Raw genomic sequence first — 18,950 nt, forward strand, 5'->3', positions numbered from 1 at the left:
ATTTGATAGATGCTTTTTTATATTATCAATCATTCAAAAGACTCGATACATGCTTGGCTACAATCGCTCCTTGACCGGCTGAAGAGCTGATACTAGAAAACAAGGGAGTCGTGCACGCGTCTCCAATTGCATAAATAGCTGGGTTGCTGCTTTGATGCACTTCATTAATAACGATGAGCCCGCTTTGTGTCGTGGTGACTTTTTCTTTAATAAGTTCAACATTGGGCGCTACGCCTAGTCTAATCAGCACTGCGTCTACCGATAGGTTCTTACATTCACTGTTTTTACTTTTCAAATCGATCGATGTGACGTGATGCTTTCCGTGGATAGCCGTCACTTCGGTATCTGTCATCACTTTAACACCGGGGTCGGAAAGAACTTTTTCAACATATTGCTCTCTTGCTTTGAAATGCGTAGAACGATGAATCAGATATACTTGTTTTGCTTGTGATGCTAAAAGATGTGCTCCTTCAAAAGCCCTGTCTCCTCCACCAATGAGAGCAACCCTTTTACCTTTTAACCGTTCTCCGTCTGCTGAAGCAGAATATACTTCTCCTCGGTTAATCATTTGCTGCTCACCAGGCACTCCGAGCTTTCGCTGACTAGAGCCCGTTGCTAAAATAAGATACGTATAGCCAATTTCTTTTTCTGTTTCTTGCTGCCTTACTTTTACTGTTTTAGAACGTTCGTCAATGGAAATTACTTTTGTATTCGCTTCATATAAGCAGTCCATATCGATAAAATGCTGAACCATTTTACGCTGCATTTCAATTCCATTTTCCGCTTGTATTCCGGGATAATCAATAATTTCATTATAAATCGTAAACAGCTGTCCGCCTAACTGTGCCTGTTCTTCAAGAAGCAAGCACTCAACGCCTAGCCTTTTACACCACACGGCAGCAGAGATACCAGCGGGTCCTCCGCCAATAATCAGTACGTCAACCTGTTGCATACAGCTCACCTCGCTTCTGCTTCTCAGCTTATATGGCTTTTTGTTTCTTTACATTTGTCGCTGTAAAAGAGATAAAAATTCTCCTCGAACCTCTGGTTTTTCCATAAATGTACCTCGAACGGATGAAGTGGCTGTAGAAGCTGAAGATTTTTTAATTCCTCTTCCGCACATGCACATATGCTTGGCTTCAATAATCACCATAACTCCTTTCGGCTCTAACACTTCTTCGATTGCATCTGCAATTTCATTTGTTAGACGCTCTTGAACTTGAAATCTCTTTGCGTATCCTTCTACTGTACGAGCGATTTTAGATAAACCGGTGATTTTTTTATCCGGTATATACCCAACGTGAGCAACGCCAAAGAACGGCGCAAAGTGATGTTCACACATTGAGTGAAATTCAATATCTCGTATCAACACCAATTCATTGTGATTCACATCAAATGTTTTTTCCAAATGAGCTTTCGGATCTTCTCGGTAGCCTTCCGTGTATTCTAAAAATGCCTTCAATACGCGGTACGGCGTCTCTTCAAGACCGTCTCTTTCCGGATTATCTCCGCATAAATCAATCAGTTCTTTTACTGCATTCATAAATGTGTCAGCTTGACCTATTTTCTTATCTATTTCAGTTGAATTCGTGCCTACTGTTTCTAAAAATTTTTGAGCAATTAAATTTTGTGTACTAAGTGCCATATTTCTATTTCCTCTTCCCTTTTCTTAGTAAGTTTATTTTCAAATGATGGTTTTGCTTCAGCAATTTAAAAACGCTGCTTCAAAATCTTTTGCAGCAAGAGGCTTGCTAAACAAGTATCCCTGCATGTGATTACAGTCATTTTTTATTAAAAACGCTTGTTGATATTCTTCTTCTACCCCTTCTGCGATTACCTGCAGCTTTAAGCTTTGAGATAAGCTAATAATCGCCTGTGCAATTTCACTGTTGCTGTAATCTTCTTGAATATCCTGGATAAAAGACCGGTCGATTTTTAAACAATCGATTGGTAATTTTTTTAAATAACTCAACGAAGAATATCCGGTTCCAAAATCATCGATAGAAATTGATATACCATATTTCTTTAACAGATGTAAAGCCTTAATCGTTTCTTCTGCGTTCATCAGCAATGTACTTTCCGTGATTTCCATTTCAAACCATTTGGGATCAAATCGATGGAGCAAAAGAAATTGCTGTATTTCATTAACCAACACAATCGGATCTTGAAATTGCCGCGGAGAAAAGTTAACCGCCAGCGTCATTTTTTCGTTTCGGTCCTTGTTCCATTTGCTGACTTGAGAACAAGCTTTCTTCATGACAACTTCCCACAGGGAGTGAATCAAACCAGCTTCTTCTGCTATAGGGATAAATACTTCCGGAGAAACAAATCCAAGCTCTTCGTCATTCCAGCGAACTAATGCTTCTACGCCGGTTATCACATTGCGCTTTGCTTCTATTTTCGGCTGATAGTAAACGTCAATGTCACTTTTTTGAATCGCTTTTCGCAAGCGCGTTTCGATTTGTACCCTTTCTGTCTGCTTCTTAATTAAAGAGTCGTGGTAAATCGTCACCTTATTTCCGCCGTTTCTTTTTGAAGCATACATGGCCACGTCTGCATACGTAATAAGCGTGTCTAAGTTCGTAGAATGATTCGGATAAAAGCTTAAACCGCTGCTCATGCTGACAAAAATTTCGTCATTGTCAATGTAGCAAGGCTGCTGAACATATGCAAGCATCTTCTCGGCGATAAGTTCAACTTCGTTTGGGGCAAAGTCGCTAAACAAAATAACAAACTCATCTCCTCCTTGCCTTGTAAGAAAGCTGTTGGAAGAAGGCAGACACTCTTTAATACGGTTAGCTACTATTTGAATGAGCTTGTCTCCTTTTGAATGTCCCAATGTATCGTTGATATCTTTAAATCGATCTATATCCATAAATAGTACGGCTACATGATCAATGGATTTGTCCTTCGACTCAATTAATCGCCTGTTTAATTCTTCTTTAAAATACCTTCTGTTTGGCAACCCTGTCAAAAAATCGTGGTATGCATGATACTCACTTTCTTCCTGACTCTTTTTTAAATCGTCCACATATGTTTTCAAAAAATGAGAAAGGTCGTTGATATTTGCCACGAGCCCTCCTAGCTCATCTTTCCTTCTTGTATTCAGGACCTTGCCAAAATTACCTTTGGCAATTTGATTCACATGCCCCATAATTCGTTTAATAGGCCGCGTAATGGATGTTGAGAAAATAGAGCTTGTAATGAGCACAAGAAAGATAAAAGGAAGAGACAATAATAAATGTTTGATTAATTCTTGCTGCAGTTCTTTTTCAATAAGTCCGTAGTCATAGACAACACCTATTACATAGGTTGGAGAGTTCTTTTCTTTAATTGGTACTAATGTTTTTAGTATTTTTTTATGATTGATTTCAGTGAGATAACTTTGGGATTTTCCAGTTTTTAAGGCATCGTGAATTAACTTTTTGTCATGGGAGGTGTTTCGATACATATATGTTCCGTACCAAATGGGCCGATCATCTATTCTGATGTATTTATTTCCATTCAAATATACGTTTTGATTTTTCTCTCCGAACGTTTCCGGGTTAAAAACAGTTAGTTCAAGAACACCATCAAGCTTTTTGGTAAAACGGTTCATAACGTTCGTTGGACCAAACTTTTTTTCAACATCAAACACATGATTATCGCGGAAATAAGGGTTTATAATATAATTAGTAGACCCGTCGTAATAATAACCCCATTTATCAATGTGATCAGGGTTACTAGAAGCCACTTCAATTGGCCCGCTCCAGAAATGAGGCAGAGTTACCCCTCGCGTCGTCGTAACTGGCTGCTTAGAAAGAAGCTGCTTAAAAGACGTATACCAAAATCCCCACTCCTTTGTAGACATATTGACTTCATCAGCATCAGAAGACCTCACGCCTACAATATCGTCTCCTACAGGGGCTAGTAATGTAATGTGGGATACCATAACCTTTTCAGCTAATTTTTTTAATTGTTCATTGCTAATATCATGGTAATCAGCAGGTAACGAATTTTGTATCGCAATGGAAGCCGTTCGTAATTCTTGTCCCATTCGATCTTCCAAATATAAAGCACTGTTTTTGGAATTCTCTACTTCGTACCCAATTTCTTCTGTCACCAGCGTAATTTCCTTTTGGTTAAATTCTATCAATCTATTTTTTGACCGAATGTAGTGCAGCGTATTATTCGCCAGTAGAATACACAATACCAACAAAGTAAAAAATAGCGATAGCTTTTTCTTTATCGACACTCGTGATGGCCTCCTGTTAGTAAAAACTTAATCTAATTTTTTTAAAAACATATTCATGTGTTCTAAATTTACATCGGACTATATGCTGCCATTTTCACTCAAAACAATGAATTCATGCAAAAAACCAACCTAGTTGGTTGGCTCAATTTAAAATCACTATAAAACATGCAAAAATATATTAATAAACACTTTTATTTACATCTTTAGAATAAATTTATATTCTTATCATATTCTAACTGTTTCCTCTGAAATATCAAGGAGAAAAATTTGTCTGCTGCGTGTCTAAGGTTTTAAAAAGAAGGGTTTAAACTTATTTTTTCTAAAGATTGTTGACGAAGGAAAGGTTTAAAAATCAGCATAAATTGAAGGTGCTGGTGGATGTGTGCGACATGACCAGCTCTTTTAATCTCTCTATACTGTACATGAGGAACGTATTGTTCTAAGTTCCCTAATGTTCCTTTATACAACTCATCGTACTCTCCCATTATCCATAAAATAGGGACGTTCACTTCACGCAATACAAATTCAGAGTTTACTCCCAAATTTATTCGCACGATTCTTTCAAACAAAGAAGGCTGTAGCAAACGTGCACTTTCCAAGAATATAGCTTCTGAGTCTTCTAGAATTTCTTTTCGATTCGGGTTAAGCGCTCGAACGCACTCTTTTAACCATTCATTGTAGCTAAGCTGTCTTCTTCTATCCATCAGCTGAAGAAGGTTTGTATGATAGACAGAGGGAACATTACAGCAGTAACCTCCTATAAACGTTAAGCTGGCCACCATATGTGGATACTTTTGTACAAATGACAAAGCAATAAGACAGCCAAAACTCAGTGCACACAAATGAGCTTTTTTAATATTCATTTGTATGTAGTGGGTATAAAGCTGTTCAACAAACACCTGCAATGAAAACGAATCATCCAGGTTCACATTTTTTAAAGGATAAAAATCGTACGAAGTGCAGTAATAGTCGTTTTTTAATACATCCATCTCTTTAGCAAATACGCTGTGATTTCCTACAATTCCGTGCAAAAAAATAATGGCATCTTTCATGTTTCCCTTACCTCAGCTGTTGTATTTTTCACTACGTCAGGTCAAAAGTCATCCACTTCTGAAATCTGTGGTATAAAAAATTAAATTATGAAATAAAATGCTCAAAAACCCTATTTTTTTCAAAAATAATAATTCTATATACTCATTAACTAACGGTTACTATTATACTACTAACAGAACAAAAAAATAATACAAAAAATGCTTAGAGAGCATTTTTTGTATTTATTAATGTACTTGTCTGGGAACATTGCATAATTCTTGTTTACAAATGGATAAAACCTTTTTATAACTGGACATATTTATTTTTTAAACTTATTCAATATTCGGTGATACCAGTAGATTCCGGCTCCCGTTAGTAAAATAATCGTTCCCCACTGATGTGGTAAAAACTTCAGCAGCCATATGGATATTATAATAGTCGCTACTGTTAAGTTACTCAGCCACTGTTCTCGGCTTAGCTTTTTCTTATTCACGATCACCGCCACATAACCAATGGGTGGCGTAAAAAAGCACAGCAGCATCAGAAACTTTTCTGAACGGTGCCAAGGCTGTTTTTTCATTTTTTCTCACTTTTTCGATTTAAAATAAACTGATAGCCAAACGTCACAATAATCCCTGTCCAAAACATCAAGAGCGACGACACTAACTCAGCACCTTTATAGGTATACATTATTACGTTCACAAACAGCAGCAATAAAAGTATATAAAAACCTGCCGACACAGCTTTATTCCAATTTTGATGCTCCTGTTTAGAGGCATCTTTAAACAACTTCATCGAAACTCTCCTTTTACATCTCATATATCACTTATCCATTTAGGAATTCTATCTTTACGTTAGCATACTGGGTAGTTTTGGAAAATAGATAAAGAAAATTCTATAGAAAAGCCACAAACAATAACAATAGAACCACAAAAAGATAATAAATGTAAATAAATAATTCTTTTTAACTATTATCTTGCACACAAAATGTCCATATTAGTATACAATAATCTCAAAATATGTTTTTAAAGGAGATAAAAGGATGACAGCAACTCATAATCAGTTAACAAACGCTTTTCACCGTACGCCACACGATCAAAATACATTTCATTTTCTTGATGAAAAAGTAACGCTTCTTGTAGCAGGTGAAGATACAAACGGAGCTTACGCCGTGGCACACGTAGTAAAACCAGCAAACCAAGGTCCCCCGCTTCATCTTCACGAACATGAAGACGAAACGTTTTACGTAAAGCGCGGCTCAATGATTTTTTACGTAGGAGAAGAAATCATTGAAGCAAAAGCGGGCGATTATGTTTTTGCTCCTCGAGGTATTCAGCACCGCTTTGTAACCGGACCAGAAGAAACAGAATTTATCCTTACTGCTTCTCCTGCAGGCTTTGATTCATTCGTTAAAGAACTGGGTACTTCCGTTCCTGAAAATGCTCCTCTGCCGCAAGTGGGACCACCTACTGAAGAAGAAATTATCGGTTTAGTTACCGTCTCTAAAAAATACGGCATTACCTATCCTGAAATTGAAAAAGAAATGAATAAAAAATAAACCAATACATAAAGATCTGCTCTTTACCGGGGAGGTCTTTTTTCTATTTTGATTTCAATTTGACCTATGGAATAATTTAACACACCTTTGTCCACACTATACTTATCTGTTTTTTCATAAATACGTGCCATTTTTATAGATAGGAGGAAAGCCAATTGAACGCAGAAAGCAAGCGTTTGACTTCGCCTGAAATAACGAGTCTATGCGCGCAGTATCAGCAGGATACGCTGGCGGTTTGTGTAGCAAAACACGTTCTTGCAACGGTTACGGATGCAGAGATTTGGTCGCTGTTTGCCTTTTCGCTAGAGCTATCGAAAAAGCATATTGAGCTGCTGACTGCCATTTTTCATGCTGAACATTTTCCGCTGCCAAAAGGTTTTACAGATGAAGATGTGGACTTGCACGCACCTCCGCTTTTTACAGACTCGTTTTGGCTCAAGTATCTTCACGACATGACGATTCACGGCTTGGCAGGATACGGCATTTCATTTAGCGTGTCCGTTCGCCGAGATCTTCGAGATTATTATCATCAGTGTAATTTGGACGTGATGGAAGTATATAATCGGTCTCTCGACCTGCTTTTAGCAAAAAATCTTTATGTGCCGGCTCCTTATTTTTTAAATCCGAAACAACAAGAGCCGATCACCGACTTGGCTTACGCTCTTGATTTTGTCGGAAAGCAGCGCCTTTTAAACGCAACGGAAGCGGGAAATATTTATTTTAATTTGCGCAAAAGCATGGCAACCAAAGCGCTTTTAATTGCTTTTAAACAAGTGAGCAAACGAAAAGACGTGCGGAAAGTCATGGAGACGGGGCTTGATGTGGCCCACAAGCATATTGAGCTTTATTCTTCCATTATGCACGAAGAAAACCTTCATACGCCTCCGCTTTTGGATAATGAAATCACAACGTCTACGCACGCGCCTTTTTCAGAAAAGCTGATGACGTTTCATGCAGGCGCAATGTTTAAAGTAGCCATTACCTATTACGCAACGGCAATGACTACCAGCATGAGGCTTGATATTGTCGGGCACTGTGAAGCGTGTATTTTACGAGACTTAAAAGTAGCGGGGCGCTGCAGCGAAGTGATGATTAAAAACGGGTGGATTGAAAAGCCGCCTGAAGCAAGCGATCGTAAAGAAATGTAAGTTTTTTTATAGCAGCTCTTGACCTGAAACGCGTTTCATACTTTATGCTTTGTTTATTCCCATCAGCCGGCGTGACATGAACGGTGGCGTTACGGCTGATATGTTATCCATAAAAAAATCCGGTATGTTCACCGGATTTTTTGGTATGCTTACATATTCATTTCTTTTTTATACGCCACGTACGAATACAGATAAGGAACCGCCACGCACAGAACGATACTTCCCCACATGATAACTGACTTGTATCCATCAGGTAAAAAAGCGCTAATGAGTATTAACAATCCGCCGATAAAAAAGATCTTTCCCGACAACCGATGCGTCTTTTTCCATACGTTTTCATTGCTCAATGTCCACGGTGTACGAATCCCCATAAAATAGTTAGAGCGTACGCGCTGCAAGTAGTTTCCGATAATGATAAAAACGAGTCCAGCCATAATCGGAGCAATGTACGACATCGGCACGTTATAGCCCAGCCCCTGTAAAATAGTGCTCATATTTACAAAGAAGAATAATAGCAGTACGGCGTTTAACAGGATATTATACGTTTTTGAAAAGTACTTATAATTTTCTTTACGCGGATCAATTCGCGGAACAAAGGCGATGACAAAATAAATAAGTACCATGATTCCTACTGTTAAAATCATTGCATTTATCTTTGTGGCAAATCCGTCTGCTTCTCCATTTGCTCCCCAGTGAATGGGCATCGTAGCTGGAAGATGCGGAAGTGCAATCAGCCATGCAACTAGTGTTAAAACGGTAATGCTTAAAGGAAATACGTGCTTTTTCATTTAACTCTCTCCTTTCTGAAAGCTGAAAAACCAGCCGATTAAATCTTGAAAAACGGTTGTATTTAACGAATAAATCACAAACTGCCCTCTTTTTTCATCTTGAACGAGGTCCGCTTGCTTCAAGATTTTTAAATGATTTGAGATGCTTGGTTTGGTCATATTAAAATACTCGGAAATTTCTCCTGCGGTTAAATCCCGTTCTTTTAGCAGCTCTAAAATCTTTCTGCGAGTAGGATCCGCTAAGGCTTTAAACGTTTCATTCAATTGAAGTTCATCTCCATCATATTTAGGTATTTAGATAATTATCTAAATATTAAACTATAAAGTATACTATGTCAATATGTTGAAAAGAGTACGGCTTTGACTCATTTTTTTGTTTTTTCAAAGCAGTCCATGCATACAAACTGCGCTTCTTGATGTAGGAAAGCTTTAATTTCGGTCATGCCTCTTTTACTTGGATACTTCATTCGCATCCATACTTCTTCATTCGGCTGAATTTCTTTTTGACAAATGGAACACTGCTCTTTTATTCCAAACATACTACCCCTCCATTTCTTTATCTAACTATACGTTTGACTAGTCAAAAAGTTTCATAAAAAAGAGGCTGGAACGTAACCAAATCAATTCCAGCTAAAGACAAACAAATGAGAGAATGAGCTGAGCCGCTTGTGACACCGCAGTTGATTTCCGTGCAAGGCTTCGCTTTCCGCGGGCGGCCGCTGAGCCTCCTCGTCGCATATGCTCCTGCGGGGTCTCACCTGTTCCGCTTTTCCCGCAGGAGTCTTCGCCTTGCCCTCCAATCAACTGCTAGAAAGACTTACACACATGAAACCTATGTTTACCCTAACAAGAAAACCGAACCACGAATCAAACATCTTGATTAATGGTTCGGTTTTCATTTTGTCTAAAATCCTTTTGTCACAGCCTCTTCCTTCAACTAAATTACTTATGTTCTAGCCTCTTTTAAACATTATAGCGGCGTTACGTCTTCCTGCTGTTTTTGCTGTATTCTTTGCTTTTTCGATTTTCTGAAATGAAGCAGTTCATATACAACCGGAATGACTACAAGCGTAAGAAGAGTTGCAACGGCCAATCCTCCGATTACAACGACTGCAAGACTTTGAGAAACAAGGCTTCCGCTTTCGCTTTGTTTAAATAAAAGCGGCAGCATCGCACAAATCGTAGCAGCAGACGTCATGACAATTGGACGCATACGCGTAGCGGCTGCTTCCACAATGGCATCGCGCATAATCATTTTCTTTTCATTTTGCTTCACGCGGTCTAATAGTACAATGGCGTTGGTTACAACAATACCAATCAGCATCAGTGCTCCAAGTAGAGCCGTTACGTCTACTGGAATGCGGCTGATTAATAATCCTAAAACGGCACCGATTGCAGCAAGCGGAAGCGAAAATAAAATCGCAAACGGCGTGCGGATCGTTTTAAATGTAATCACCATAATTAAAAACACAATACCAATCGACACAAGCATTGTAATGAACAAGTCAGAGAAATCTTCTCCTTGCTGAGTGCTTGCTCCTCCGATTACAACGTCAACATCTTTTGAAATCGACAGTCCTTTATTCTTACCGTCTCCAAAAATCGCTGTTTGGATGTTCTTATTAATTTCTGAAAGCTTTTCTGGATTGACATCCGCTGTTACTTGAATATACGGGTCTCCGTTTTTATGAAACTGATTGGTTGGCTTTTCAGCTTGCGTTAGCGAAGCCACTTTTGAAACAGGTGACGGTCCTGTCTCTGTCATAATGGAAATATCTTTTAACTCTTTTGATGACGTGGGATTCAGGACAGATTCAAGAAGTACGTTTGCTTGCTTGCCTTCTAAATCTATCGCTCCAATCGGCGTTTTATTCAGCATAACGCCAAGCTGCTGCGCTACTTGCTGTGTATTCGCTTTTGTTGGATCTACGTCTAAAGAGTAAATCGTTTTCTTTTCGTCTTGGTTCGTAGAAACTTTGTCTACTCCTTTTATATCGCTTATTTCTTTCTTAATGCTGCTTGCCGTCTTTTCTAACTTGTTCATGTCATTTCCAATTACATCAACGGTAATCGAAGTAGTAGACGCTCCCATTAGTGAAGCAGCACTTACGCTAAGATCCCCTCCGTCATAGAGTTTCTTTTGATTTTGGATTCGTTTCATTAGTGAATCCGTGTTTCCACTGTCTTTTACGGTAATCGTATACGTAGCTTCAGTAGGTGAACCAACGTCTCCCCACTTGGCTCCTTCGTCCGTATTACCAAGCTGCATGTATATTTCTTTTACTTCTTTTTGAGCTAAAATATAGCGTTCAAGCTGCAGTGATTTTTCTTCTACGGTTTTAATTGGCGTGTTATTTGGATAGCTTAACGTTGTGCCTACAAAGTCAGATGAAGAGTTATCAACCGCTCCTTTAGGCATCATCGTGTACGCGCCAATAGATCCGACAAATAAAAGCAGCGAAAGCAGCAGCACAACCCATTTATGATTAAGCGACCACGTAATGACCTTTGTAAAACGAACCGGCTGCTTGTGCTTGCGAATTTTTTCATTTTTTAATAATCCTGCACTCATTAACGGCACAACCGTAAGTGCGACAATTAGTGAAGACAGCAATGAATACGTCAGCGTTAGAGCAAACGGAAGCATAAAGTCCTGAAGCCCTCCGTTTACAAGGCCGATTGGTAAAAAGACGGCTACTGTCGTTAACGTAGAAGCGGTAATAGCAGAGCCTACTTCTTTTGTGGCATCAATAATTAAACCAAGCGAAAACTTTTCTTTTTGCATTTTCCGGAAGATGTTTTCAATGACAACAATGCTATCATCTACTAATCTCCCAATCGCTACCGCTACTCCTCCAAGCGTTAAAATATTGAGCGTAACGCCTGATTTGGACAATAGGAAAAGCGTAAAGCAAAGCGATAGCGGAATGGATACAATTGTGATAAACGTAGAGCGAACGCTGCGTAAAAACAGCATGATGACAATGGTCGCAAAAAGTGCGCCTAGCAACACTTCTTTCATCATGGAATGAACAGAATTTTGTACGCTGTCCCCTGTTGCAAAAAATACAGAAGCATTTACAGTATTATAGTCTTTGTTAATTTGCTGAGACAGTTTTTTTACTTCTTTTGTAATGCTAACGGCGTTTGAGTGACTGTCTTTTGTCACAATAAGTAAAAGTGCATCTTTTCCGTTAATATGCGTCACGACGCCTTCAGGCTTTTTCACTTCTACTTTTGCAAGGTCGCCTAGCGTTACATTCGGTGCAACTGGCAGCTTTTTCACTTTGTCCAAGCTGTCAACTTTACCTGTTACGTTGATGTTGCTCGACTTGTTATTAATGACTTTTTCTCCAACTGCAAGCGACGCGTTTTTTCCTTCTAACACGCTGATGACTTTATCAATCGTCACGTTCTTTTGTGACAATTTTTTATTATCAACTTTAATAGACACGTAGGAATCCGCTGTTCCATATGTTTGAACACTCGCAATGCCTTTAATGTCTTTATATTTAGGGATCAGTTTTTTCTCTGCAAGATCCAGATTGTTTCTTGTTAATCCTTCTTTAAATGTGAGTGAAATATCTGCGATGGGAATCATAGAGGTATTTAATTGAATAACATTAGGCTTTGATACGCTGGCTGGAAGTTGCACGGAAGACAGCGCTTCTTGGACGTTTGTTTTTGCTTCTTTCATATCCGTTTTGGATTCAAATGAAATATCGATTTTGGAATAGCCGTCTCCCGTCGTCGAATACACGTTGCTTTTTCCTTTAACACCGGCTACCGCTTCTTCAATCGGTGACGTCACTTGTTTTTCCATAGAATCCGCATCCGTTCCTTGCCCCATAACCACTACTGATACTTGAGGCTGATCAGCGGTCGGCAGGAATTCCATCGGAAGTGTAAAATAACTAATGACTCCTAAAGCTAAAATTAAAATAGACATAATGGTGATAGCCGCTTTATTTTTGAACGACCATTTGGTGAGCCAAGACATGAAATTTCCCCTTTCACTTTTTCGTACAAACTTAGCCAAACATTTCTAAAATATGCTAAATAACCACTAAATTATACCTAATGTTTCTTACCATTTAAAGACTTATTTTTGTAAAAAGTCCCATTATTTGAACGAGATTATTTATGGATAATATAAGCAGCTCCTTTACAGCACAAAAAAAGACGCCGATACCCGGCGTCCCACATGTAGTAAGTGAAAGAAGAAGAAGAATATGCCTACGATTTTTCAGGCAATTCTATGACCTTATTTGGTTTCTTCCCGTTTTTTTATGAAATAAACATATTTAGCATAAATTCCCTCAACTAGCAGCTCGGCTGTGCTTTGATTCCGTATCGTTTTGAATTTTTAAAGACGTTAATAAAGCCACGATGCTTCCGGCAAAGCCAAATAAAAACAAGTGATGAATGCCCGCCATAAAGCTTCCGCCTGAAGTTAGCAACGCACCCATGATGGTAACGCCGATGGCTGTTCCCATGTTTCTGCAAAACATAAAAAATGACGTTGAAATACCTCTTTCATGTCCTCCTACTAATTGCTGTACACCAATGACGCCAACCGTAGAAAGCAGTCCAAACGATAGTCCTTGGACAATCATGACGCAAAACACATAAAAGAAGCCGTGACTTTCATTTAGCATCAGCAGCAGTGTTCCTGAGCCAACCAGCAGCACATTTCCGATTAACAACAGCTTTCTGTAGCCGTGTTTTAAAATCCATTTACCTGCAGGCACGGACACAGACATCCATCCAACCGCTGTTCCTAACAGCGCCACTCCGCTCATAAACAGTGACAAATGCGCTACTCGCTGTAAAAATAACGGAATGTAGCTTGACGTTCCGAATAAAGCCACCGTTCCAATAAACGCATTAATATTAATCCATGACAGCGTTTTGTTTTGGAACATAGACAACGGTACAATCGGAGAAGCATGTTTTCGTTCATGCAAATAAAAGATCACTAATAAAATAAGTCCAACGACTGCATACACAATTCGGTTTTGTTCCACTACTGTCACAAGCAGCAGTGAGGTAACGCCCGCTCCAAACAAAATAGCGCCGATGTAATCGACTTTTGCTCTTTTCGGCTCATAGCTTTCCTGATACGGCATTAACGCTAGAAATGAGACGATACATACCGGTAAATTAATAAAGAAAATCCATCTCCACGTTAAATAATCCACAAAAAAAGCGCCTAAAAGCGGAGCCAACACAGCTGATAATCCCCACATCGTTGTAAACAGCGCTTGAATTTTCCCTCGTTTCTCAACTGGAAATAAGTCTCCGGCAATAATAGCGGGAAACGCCACCATAAACCCGGCTCCTATTCCTTGAACCGCCCGGAAAAGAACAAGCTGAATCATCGTATTCGCCACGCCGCAAAGCATCGAACCAATTAAAAAAGCAATAATTCCAAACCCAAATACTTTTTTGCGGCCAAACAAATCCGATAATCTTCCCGCTACCGGAGATAAAATCGTACTTGCAATCATGTACGAAGCAAACGACCACGCGTACAAATCAAATCTTCCAAGCTCTTTTGCAATAACGGGCATCGTCGTATTCATAATCGTTGAATCAAGCGAAGCCACTAGCATTGCCAGCACAATACTAACCATTACAGACGTTCTGCTTTTCATGTACCAATCTCCTTATCTCTATAATCTGAGCGTCTAGTGTACTCCTCCTTGGCGTTTGTTGTCTATACTTATGCATACAAAATGCTAAAAAGCTTCTCACTTTACTATGAGAAGCTTTTTACCCCCTTATTCACATATCTTCTTGAACCTTTTCTTGATCAGACAGTTCTTTGTTTCGAGCCATAACCGCAAACCCAGCCATTACAATGATGCTGCTTGAAATTCCGTATAGGATTGGCGTGGTAGAAGAAAGCCCTTCAATCAATAGACCTCCAAGTACTACTAGCGTACTGACAACAATCGCTGAAACTCCGGCTTTTGGATGAATGTCTTTCCAAAACAGCGAGACAACAAACGGAACAAAGATCGCTCCTGATAAAATGGCATAAGCCACGTCTAGAGCAACAAGTACGTCTTGAATCCAAAGAGCAAAAATAATAGCAAGCACGCCGACAATAAGTGTATTCACACGGGTTAAAATTAAATAATTTTTCTCTGAAATATTTTTAAGCCATACTTTTTTAATGATATCGTTACTAATCAGCGTAGAAGACGCAAGCAGCGTTCCGGAAGCAGTTGACATCAGCGCCGAACAAACGCCTGCCAGCACGAGACCTAATAACCCTTGAGGCAGAATTTGAATCGCAAGCGTCGCAAAAATGCTTTGACTGCTTTCTGCGTTTGGCAGCAGCAAATATGCACACATTCCAATTACACTTCCGGCAATTGCGTAGGCAATGCTGTACACGCCTGCAAAAACGGAGCCGTTTCGCGCAATTTTTTCTGTTCGCGCCGTAAATACCCGCTGCCAAATATCTTGAGAAACTGCCATGCCAAGCGTATACAGAAGGAAATACTGAAAGATTTGACCGTACCCAATGGATGAAAAATCAAAATAAGATGATGGCAAATCTCCGGTAAGCGTTTTGAAACCTCCTGCTTCTGATACACTCATTGGAAGCATAAATCCAAAAATCGCCACCGTCATCACAACAAATTGAATAATATCAGTAACCGTTACGCTCCACATTCCGCCTAGAATCGTATAGAACAAAACAATCGAACCGCCAATTAACATCGATGCCGTCATGTTCCATCCAAGCAACGCATGAATGATCGTTCCCATTCCAATCACTTGAGTGACTGATACCATGAGTGTATAAATAGCGGCAACAACGGCGCTGATAATTTGCGCTTGAGCGTTATATCTTTTTCCTAGCAGTTCGCTGATAGTCGTCACTTTCAACGACGAAATTCGCTTAATAAAAATCGTGCCAAGCGTAATGATCCCAAGTCCAATCATCGTTACAAACCAAATGCCAGACAGCCCGTGCTCATAGCCAAGCTGCGCCGTTCCAATCGTCGACGCTCCGCCTAAAATAACGGCAGACAAACACCCTAAATACATGAACATTCCTAAGTTTCGTCCGGCTAAAATAAAATCTTCTGATGACTTTGCTTTTAACGAGCCAATAATACCAGCTACAACCAATACGCCAAAATAGACAAACATAACCGTCATATCCAGTCCGTTCATAACAGATTCCTCCTTATTGTGGGTCAATCTATCTTTCATTGAAACAAAGAGCTTTTTAAAGCTTTAGATCACGTGAAGACTTGTGATTTCTGTTAATGCTTCATCTAATACCCGAAGCCCGGCATCAATTTCTTCTTTTGTAATCGTTAAAGGAGGAATCATTCGAATCACTTCTCCGCTATTTCCGCAAAGGTAAAACAGCACCCCTTTTTCCAAACATTTGTCTAAAATCTCAAGAAGAAGATTTCCGTCACCTTGCTTTGTTTTCGGATTAATAATTTCAATTCCAATCATTAGTCCTACTGAACGAATGCTTCCGATCACTTCATGCTTCGCTTTTAAATGCTGAAGCTGATCCGCTGCATATTTCCCCATTGCTTTTGAGTTTTCAATCAGCTTTTCTTCTTTTAGTACGTCTAGCGTCGCAAGCGCCGCTGAACAAGCGATTGGATTGCCTCCAAAAGTGGTTCCATGTGTACCAATCGGCCACTTTTCCATGAGCTGTTTGGAAGCTACGGTAGCACTTAGCGGAAGTCCTGATGCTATGCCTTTTGCGATTGCCATAATGTCAGGCGTCACGTCAAACGTTTGAGCTGCAAACCACTCGCCGGTACGTCCAAACCCTGTTTGCACTTCGTCAAAAATAAGCAGAATGCCGTGTCTATCACATACTTCTCTTATTTTTTGCAGCCATGCTTTCGGAGGGATTACGTAGCCGCCTTCTCCAAGAACCGGCTCTACAATCATGCACGCCACTTCTTCCGGCGTTACTTGATGCTTAAACAAGGTGTCAAAATCTTTTTCTAACTTTTCCACGCAGTAGATTTCCGAATCTTCTCCTTTTGGACACTGAGTCACGTCTGCATAAGGCACTTGATACGTTAAGCCCGATGGCTGAAGAAATTTCCGGTATTTGCTTTTTGATGTCGTCACGCTAAGCGCTCCGAGAGAACGGCCGTGAAAGCAGCCCGTAAATGAAACCGTATAAGGTCTTTGCGTCACGTATTTTGCCAGTTTTAACGCTCCTTCTATTGCTTCAGTTCCGCTATTGGCAAAGAAAAAGCAGTCCAGGCCTCTTGGCAATACTGTTTTTAATTCTTCCGCCAGCTGTAAAATGGATTCATACATAATCACACCTGACGGGCCGTGCATAAGATGATCAACGCTATCTTTAATCGCTTGTACAACTTTAGGGTGACGATGACCTGTATTCGCTGTTGCAATACCTGATGTAAAATCTAAATACGTTTTTCCGTCCGCTCCGTAGTAGTAGCAGCCCTCAGCTTTTACCACCGGTAAATTAGGGTGATCTTTCGCCATGCTTGGTGCTAGTAAATCCGGTAAACTGTTCATTAACTGTGTAAGTGATGCCTGCGTCATCTGACTTCCTCCTCGCAATCTATCAAGTAATGTGTTTGTACTTGTTTTACATGCAAAGAGCGTGCCAAAGACGTTAAAAAACGGAATGTTTTTTTAATTTTCTAACAACTGAAGGCTGACTGATTCCGAGTGCTTCACCTATTTCTGTTGTCGTTTTATACTGTTTTTTTGCTCTTACTAATATCTCTTTTTCCAGCTCGTTTAACGCGTCATTAAGCTTCATTTCCCCATGTTCTTCAACGTGTTGAATCCGTTTTTTCCTATGCAGAGAATGCGGCAAATGCTCCATTGTAATCAGCGTTTGTGAAGACACAACCACCGCGTGTTCAATCACATTGATTAACTCTCGTACGTTTCCTTTCCACTCATGTGCAAGCAGTGCGTGAATAACCGCATTATCAAACGTTCTTTTTCGGTTGTATTTCTTTTCAAACTGCTCGGCAAAATGTGTGAGCAGCGGAAAAATATCTTCAGGACGCTCGTTCAAAGATGGAATGGTAATCGGTACAACGCTTAAACGAAAATACAAATCTTCTCGAAATTCTTTTTCAGCGACGGCTTTTTCTAAATCTTTGTTCGTCGCTGCAATTAAGCGAAAGTCCACGGTTTTGGGCTTTCTTCCGCCAACGGAATAAAACTGTTTTTCTTGAATGAGCTTTAAAATTTTCACTTGATGCGCCGGTGACAGCTCTCCCACTTCATCTAAAAAAAGCGTGCCCCCGTCTGCTAATTCGACCAGCCCCACCTTTCCATTTTTAGATGCACCGGTAAAAGCACCCGCTTCGTATCCAAACAGTTCGGCCTCAAATAAATGATCTGGAATCGCACCGCAGTTCACTTCAATAAACGGCCCTTTGCTTCTTGTACTTTTGTTATGTATCAGCTTGGCTAAGTGGGTTTTTCCTACTCCTGACTGTCCTAAAAGTAAAATATTTACGTCCACATTCGAAACGTGAACAGCCGTACGAAGAACGTGCTGCATCTTTTCGCTGTTGCATACAATTCCTTCTGTTGATAGATTTTGGTTCCTCAGCAGCATAAGCTCGCTCTTTACGCGCTGCATTTCGCCTTCCATCGCATCAAGGTATGTTTTCATTTCCATCAGCTCCGTTACATCGTGAGAATAGCTGACGATTCTTTTAATCTCGCCTTTTTCATCTTTGACCGGAATGCCCGTAACGAGCACTTGCTTGCCTTGTTTAGTTGTTTGTACAAGCGTAATTTTCTTCTTTGTTTCAAGCACAATTGGGGTAACGATTGGCGTAAACAACCCTTGTTTTTCAAGTTCATACACAGACTTTCCCAGCAGTTTTTCAGCTTGTACATCGTAAATGTTTCCCGTTCCTTCATGTATTCGGACAATGATGCCTTTTTCATCCGTTACAAGCAAATCATCTTTTAATGAATGAAGGATCCACTGATTTTCATTCCATTCTGAATTCATGTATGCTCCCTGCTTTCTATTCATTTTTGAATAAAATACAATTCGTTTTTGAATACGGCATTTATTTTTGAATAATCAATTTATTATATCATGAGGGCTTCTTTTTATTTTGAAACAGCAATTGAAATGAAGTTAAAAATGCATTAATATATTTTTATGAAGTTATAACTTC

The 18,950-nt window shown here is 39.7% G+C and carries 17 protein-coding genes; 2 read left to right on the forward strand and 15 right to left on the reverse strand.

The genetic code is table 11. The annotated features are described in order from the left end of the window. Positions 1-25: 25 nt before the first annotated feature. The 6 genes from AC1VNJ_RS09445 to AC1VNJ_RS09470 all read right to left on the reverse strand — a co-directional run bounded on the left by AC1VNJ_RS09445 (position 26) and on the right by AC1VNJ_RS09470 (position 6,061). On the reverse strand, positions 26-952 hold the full coding sequence (locus tag AC1VNJ_RS09445; protein WP_482640705.1) for an NAD(P)/FAD-dependent oxidoreductase: 927 nt from the start codon (positions 950-952) through the stop codon (positions 26-28). A 48-nt stretch (positions 953-1,000) separates the two neighbouring features. After that, positions 1,001-1,645: a GTP cyclohydrolase I FolE gene (folE, locus tag AC1VNJ_RS09450; protein ID WP_025749591.1), complete on the reverse strand. Its 645-nt coding sequence runs from the start codon at positions 1,643-1,645 to the stop codon at positions 1,001-1,003. Between the two features lie 57 nt (positions 1,646-1,702). Then, positions 1,703-4,234: an EAL domain-containing protein gene (locus AC1VNJ_RS09455; protein WP_482640706.1), complete on the reverse strand. Its 2,532-nt coding sequence runs from the start codon at positions 4,232-4,234 to the stop codon at positions 1,703-1,705. 290 nt (positions 4,235-4,524) lie between these two features. Next, entirely contained in the window at positions 4,525-5,286 is a 762-nt protein-coding gene (locus tag AC1VNJ_RS09460; protein WP_482640707.1) for an alpha/beta fold hydrolase, read from the reverse strand. A 299-nt stretch (positions 5,287-5,585) separates the two neighbouring features. Further along, entirely contained in the window at positions 5,586-5,846 is a 261-nt protein-coding gene (locus tag AC1VNJ_RS09465) for a hypothetical protein (RefSeq protein ID WP_482640708.1), read from the reverse strand. Beyond that, positions 5,843-6,061 (reverse strand): hypothetical protein, encoded by a 219-nt coding sequence (locus AC1VNJ_RS09470; protein ID WP_482640709.1) that lies wholly within the window; start codon positions 6,059-6,061, stop codon positions 5,843-5,845. The genes AC1VNJ_RS09465 and AC1VNJ_RS09470 overlap by 4 nt, the downstream gene beginning before the upstream one ends. A 247-nt stretch (positions 6,062-6,308) precedes the next feature. Between AC1VNJ_RS09470 and AC1VNJ_RS09475 the strand changes: the two genes are divergently transcribed. Continuing rightward, positions 6,309-6,824 (forward strand): cupin domain-containing protein, encoded by a 516-nt coding sequence (locus tag AC1VNJ_RS09475; RefSeq protein WP_482640710.1) that lies wholly within the window; start codon positions 6,309-6,311, stop codon positions 6,822-6,824. A 155-nt stretch (positions 6,825-6,979) separates the two neighbouring features. Continuing rightward, positions 6,980-7,972 (forward strand): DUF3231 family protein, encoded by a 993-nt coding sequence (locus AC1VNJ_RS09480; RefSeq protein ID WP_482640711.1) that lies wholly within the window; start codon positions 6,980-6,982, stop codon positions 7,970-7,972. A gap of 149 nt (positions 7,973-8,121) precedes the next feature. On the opposite strand, the gene AC1VNJ_RS09485 is transcribed toward AC1VNJ_RS09480, so the two are convergent. From AC1VNJ_RS09485 to AC1VNJ_RS09525, 9 genes are all read right to left on the reverse strand, one after another. After that, the gene (locus AC1VNJ_RS09485; RefSeq protein ID WP_482640712.1) at positions 8,122-8,760 is read right to left on the reverse strand and encodes an SdpI family protein; all 639 of its coding nucleotides are present in this window, start codon (positions 8,758-8,760) and stop codon (positions 8,122-8,124) included. Beyond that, positions 8,761-9,024: an autorepressor SdpR family transcription factor gene (locus AC1VNJ_RS09490; protein ID WP_013082079.1), complete on the reverse strand. Its 264-nt coding sequence runs from the start codon at positions 9,022-9,024 to the stop codon at positions 8,761-8,763. 101 nt (positions 9,025-9,125) lie between these two features. Continuing rightward, complete coding sequence (locus AC1VNJ_RS09495; RefSeq protein ID WP_482640713.1) at positions 9,126-9,299, reverse strand: Fe3+ hydroxamate ABC transporter substrate-binding protein; 174 nt, start codon at positions 9,297-9,299, stop codon at positions 9,126-9,128. A gap of 91 nt (positions 9,300-9,390) precedes the next feature. Continuing rightward, on the reverse strand, positions 9,391-9,564 hold the full coding sequence (locus AC1VNJ_RS09500; protein ID WP_182028386.1) for a hypothetical protein: 174 nt from the start codon (positions 9,562-9,564) through the stop codon (positions 9,391-9,393). Between the two features lie 166 nt (positions 9,565-9,730). After that, positions 9,731-12,760, reverse strand: a complete 3,030-nt coding sequence (locus AC1VNJ_RS09505; RefSeq protein WP_482640714.1) for an efflux RND transporter permease subunit — start codon at positions 12,758-12,760, stop codon at positions 9,731-9,733. Between the two features lie 319 nt (positions 12,761-13,079). Then, positions 13,080-14,417 carry an MFS transporter gene (locus AC1VNJ_RS09510; protein WP_482640715.1) on the reverse strand — a complete coding sequence of 446 codons (1,338 nt, stop codon included), beginning with the start codon at positions 14,415-14,417 and terminating at the stop codon, positions 13,080-13,082. Between the two features lie 130 nt (positions 14,418-14,547). Beyond that, the gene (locus AC1VNJ_RS09515; RefSeq protein ID WP_482640716.1) at positions 14,548-15,954 is read right to left on the reverse strand and encodes a sodium:solute symporter family protein; all 1,407 of its coding nucleotides are present in this window, start codon (positions 15,952-15,954) and stop codon (positions 14,548-14,550) included. Between the two features lie 63 nt (positions 15,955-16,017). Then, positions 16,018-17,334, reverse strand: coding sequence for an aspartate aminotransferase family protein (locus tag AC1VNJ_RS09520; RefSeq protein ID WP_328173052.1), 1,317 nt, complete (start codon positions 17,332-17,334; stop codon positions 16,018-16,020). Between the two features lie 73 nt (positions 17,335-17,407). Beyond that, on the reverse strand, positions 17,408-18,778 hold the full coding sequence (locus tag AC1VNJ_RS09525) for a sigma-54 interaction domain-containing protein (RefSeq protein WP_482640717.1): 1,371 nt from the start codon (positions 18,776-18,778) through the stop codon (positions 17,408-17,410). Positions 18,779-18,950: the final 172 nt, after the last annotated feature.

The sequence above is a fragment of the Priestia sp. 3CA3 genome, assembly GCF_056836725.1.